This is a genomic window from Nostoc sp. CHAB 5715, assembly GCF_020829685.1.
Classification (GTDB): domain Bacteria; phylum Cyanobacteriota; class Cyanobacteriia; order Cyanobacteriales; family Nostocaceae; genus Nostoc.
In genome coordinates this window covers 1-3,543 of record NZ_JAIVFR010000803.1, presented here as the reverse complement: position 1 = coordinate 3,543, position 3,543 = coordinate 1, and the positions used below count along the sequence as shown (strand labels likewise).

The 3,543-nt window shown below is 42.4% G+C and carries 5 protein-coding genes and 1 pseudogene; 4 read left to right on the top strand and 2 right to left on the bottom strand.

Translation table 11 applies throughout. The features are described from left to right. The first annotated feature begins 125 nt into the window (after nt 1-125). The 4 genes from LC574_RS31585 to LC574_RS31570 all read left to right on the top strand — a co-directional run bounded on the left by LC574_RS31585 (nt 126) and on the right by LC574_RS31570 (nt 2,773). The gene (locus LC574_RS31585) at nt 126-311 is read left to right on the top strand and encodes a type II toxin-antitoxin system VapC family toxin (protein ID WP_229457511.1); all 186 of its coding nucleotides are present in this window, start codon (nt 126-128) and stop codon (nt 309-311) included. 450 nt (nt 312-761) lie between these two features. Next, nucleotides 762-1,730 (top strand): sodium-dependent bicarbonate transport family permease, encoded by a 969-nt coding sequence (locus tag LC574_RS31580; RefSeq protein ID WP_229457510.1) that lies wholly within the window; start codon nt 762-764, stop codon nt 1,728-1,730. A 4-nt stretch (nt 1,731-1,734) separates the two neighbouring features. Next, nucleotides 1,735-2,046, top strand: coding sequence for a P-II family nitrogen regulator (locus tag LC574_RS31575; protein ID WP_229457509.1), 312 nt, complete (start codon nt 1,735-1,737; stop codon nt 2,044-2,046). A gap of 25 nt (nt 2,047-2,071) precedes the next feature. Further along, the gene (locus LC574_RS31570; RefSeq protein WP_229457512.1) at nt 2,072-2,773 is read left to right on the top strand and encodes a carbonic anhydrase; all 702 of its coding nucleotides are present in this window, start codon (nt 2,072-2,074) and stop codon (nt 2,771-2,773) included. Here the strand turns inward: LC574_RS31570 and LC574_RS31565 are convergent. Both LC574_RS31565 and LC574_RS31560 read right to left on the bottom strand, forming a co-directional pair. Continuing rightward, on the bottom strand, nt 2,687-2,947 hold the full coding sequence (locus LC574_RS31565) for a hypothetical protein (protein ID WP_229457508.1): 261 nt from the start codon (nt 2,945-2,947) through the stop codon (nt 2,687-2,689). The genes LC574_RS31570 and LC574_RS31565 overlap by 87 nt on opposite strands. A gap of 56 nt (nt 2,948-3,003) precedes the next feature. Further along, nucleotides 3,004-3,420: pseudogene (locus LC574_RS31560) on the bottom strand (ATP-binding protein); the annotation flags it as partial. Nucleotides 3,421-3,543 lie beyond the last annotated feature (123 nt).

The window sequence follows — 3,543 nt, the reverse complement described above, 5'->3', positions numbered from 1 at the left end:
CATCAACAGTAGGACTTACGCAAAAACTCTCTCAAACTCTTATTACTTCGTGTCCTTTGCGTCTTTGCGGTTCGTTTTTTCATAATTTTGCGTAAGTCCTAAACAGTTTGCGAGTTTTAAAAAGTGTGCAAATCATCCCTTTCGACCAAAAATTGCTGGATGAAGGTTGGATGTTATATAGCCAGCGTCCTGATAAAGATTGGGGACTAACTGACTGTATTAGCTTTGCGGTGATGACACAGGAGGAGATTACTCAAGCCTTTACATCTGACCATCATTTTGAGCAAGCGGGATTTACCAAATTGTTGTAAATCAAAGAATACTGGGATAAAGACTAAGGTTTGTGTTGTGGCAATTCATGGTTTCCATGACAATACGTTAACTTTTCTACATAGATAAGTTAGCCATCAGTTATTTCCTGCGCGTTGTGTCGTAAAATCAGCAACGGGGAATCAAAAATCATAAAAATACTGGGCAAGCTCTCACTTGTTCTGTTGTCAACAGAGCTTACAGCTATTTTCAGTTAATTGAACTACAGGTTTTCGTAGGGACACCGCAATGTTCCGTAGCGTGTGGTTTATTGAAGTGAAAAACGCTGTAATACCTAACCGAGAGTATTGTCACCAATAGGACTATTCACTCCTTGAGTACCCAATTGACATCTGGTAGCAATACACGATACATCATGATTCAACCGTTAAATTTTTAAAGATGAAAAATTTCTTTAATTTCAGGTTTAACCAATACAACGAGGGGTGGATATGGATATCAGCTTAATTGTATCCAACATTTTGAATCCGCCAATCCTGTTTTTCTTTTTAGGCATGACTGCTGTTTTTGTCAAGTCTGATTTAGAAATTCCCGCACCAGTGCCTAAACTCTTTTCGCTGTACCTACTGTTTGCCATTGGTTTTAAGGGAGGGGTAGAACTAATCAAAAGTGGCATCACTCAGGAAGTAGTTCTAACACTCGTGGCAGCAATGATGATGGCTTGCCTTGTTCCAATTTACACCTTTTTTATTTTAAGGTTGAAACTGGATACTTACGATGCTGCTGCGATCGCTGCAACCTACGGCTCAATTAGTGCCGTCACTTTCATCACAGCTAGCGCTTTTTTGACTGAGCTTGGCATTACTTTTGATGGTTACATGGTGGCAGCCCTTGCGCTCATGGAATCCCCAGCGATTATAGTTGGTCTAATTTTGGTGAATATATTCACTAACGATGGAAAGCGGGACTTTTCGTGGCCGGAAGTCTTGCAAGAAGCATTTCTTAATAGTTCAGTTTTTCTCCTAGTTGGTAGTCTCTTGATCGGTGTCTTGACAGGAGAACGCGGTTGGCACGTATTAGAACCTTTTACTCAAGGGTTGTTTTATGGCGTTCTCACCTTCTTTTTACTGGACATGGGACTAGTCGCTGCCAGAAGAATTAAAGACTTGCAAAAAACCGGAGTTTTCCTAATTTTATTTGCCATACTAATTCCAATACTCAATGCAGGAATTGGGTTGGTGATTGCCAAATTGATCGGTATGCCTCGTGGAGATTCGCTCTTATTCGCTGTATTGTGTGCCAGTGCTTCTTACATCGCTGTACCTGCGGCTATGCGGATGACTGTTCCCGAAGCAAATCCCAGCCTGTATGTTTCTACTGCCATAGCTGTAACATTTCCGTTCAATATTATTGTGGGAATTCCGTTATATCTCTACGGAATTAACCTATTTTGGAGGTAATAATATGCACGTAGTTAAAAAGATAGAAATTATCGCCAACTCCTTTGAACTTGCCAAAATTTTAGATAGTTTAGACAAGTCGGGTGTACATAACCATGCCGTAATCCGAAATGTTGCTGGTAAAGGATTACGAGGAACGACAGAAGATTTAGACATGACCATGCTTGATAATGTTTACATCCTCGCCTTTTGTATGCCAGAACAACTCAAGCCGGTTGTAGAAAATATCAAACCACTCCTTAATAAGTTCGGAGGTACTTGCTACGTTTCCGATGTGATGGAAATTCGCTCTGTCAGATGTGTAGCGTCGATGTAAGATTATAAATTCAATGAAACATTTCATGGAACGTCGTGACTTTTTGAAGTTGGGAATTACCGGGGCTTTTGGGATGATGCTATCTGCCAGCGATTTAGTTTGGCGGGTGGAACAGGCTAAAGCTGCCGAAATACCCTCAACTTCCCCTGAATCCCTCAGTCCCGAAGCAGCATTGCAAAAGCTGATGGAGGGGAATCAGCGATTTGTCGATCATCAACCGCAATACCCGGATCAATCGGCACTGCGGTTGCAAGAAGTTGCTCAAGCTCAACATCCATTTGCAACTATTCTTAGTTGTGCGGATTCACGAGTACCCGCAGAAATTGTTTTTGATCAAGGCATTGGAGACATTTTTGATGTTCGGATTGCCGGAAATATCGCTACACATGAAGCGATCGGCAGTATTGAATACGCGGTTGTCTTGTTAGCCTCTCCGCTATTGATGGTAATGGGGCATGAGCGTTGCGGGGCTGTAACCGCAGCTGTCCAAAACCAATCGTTACTCGGTGATATTAGTACTTTTGTGAAGGCAATTAAGCCAGCAGTGGAAAAGGTTAAGAGTCAGTCGGGTGACGCGGTTGAGAATGCTGTGGTGGCAAATGTGCAATATCAAATTGAACAGTTGAAGCGATCGCAACTTTTAACTGAGCAAGTGCGATCGGGCAAATTGAAAATTGTTGGAGGTCGTTACGATTTGGATACAGGGAGGGTAACTATTATTACTTAGTTCGGGAGATGAGGGAGATGAGGGGGATGAGGGGGATGAGGGAGATGAGGGAGATGAGGGAGATGAGGGAGATGAGGGGGATGAGGGGGAATTATTGAACAAGTCTCTTCCTTGTCTACCCCCTCTTCCTTGTCTCCCTTGTCTCTTCTCTATGCCCCATGCCCCATGCCCCATGCCCCATGCCCAATGCTCCATGCCCAATGCCCAATGCCCAATGCCCCATGCCCCATTTAATCCTGCACAGTCATTGGCAGACGAATGGTAAAAGTAGAACCAACTCCCGGCTGACTTTTGACAATAATCTCACCACCCATCATCTGGCAAAAGTGACGGCTAATTGCTAACCCCAGTCCCGTACCTCCATACTTTTTCGTAGTCGAGGTATCACCTTGTGTAAAAGGTTGAAATAAGTGTTGCTGTTGACCTTGAGACATACCTATGCCTGTGTCAGTAACAGTGAAAATAATCATGCCCAAAGGAGCCTCCGGTCGAAATTCATCCTTTTCTCTGTTGACTGTCAACGTCACCTTGCCGTTTGTAGTGAATTTACTGGCGTTACTGAGTAAGTTTAACAACACCTGCCGCATCCTAGTTTGATCGGCGTACATCATGCCAAGTTGCTCATCAAAATGCACTTCTAAAACATTTGCATATTTATAGATGATGATTTTCACTAATTCCTAATAATCTAATTTTTCCATAATACTATCTCCTGTTTCTGAATATTAAAAACGAATAATTTGATTTCATATCGTTCTAATACACTTTTA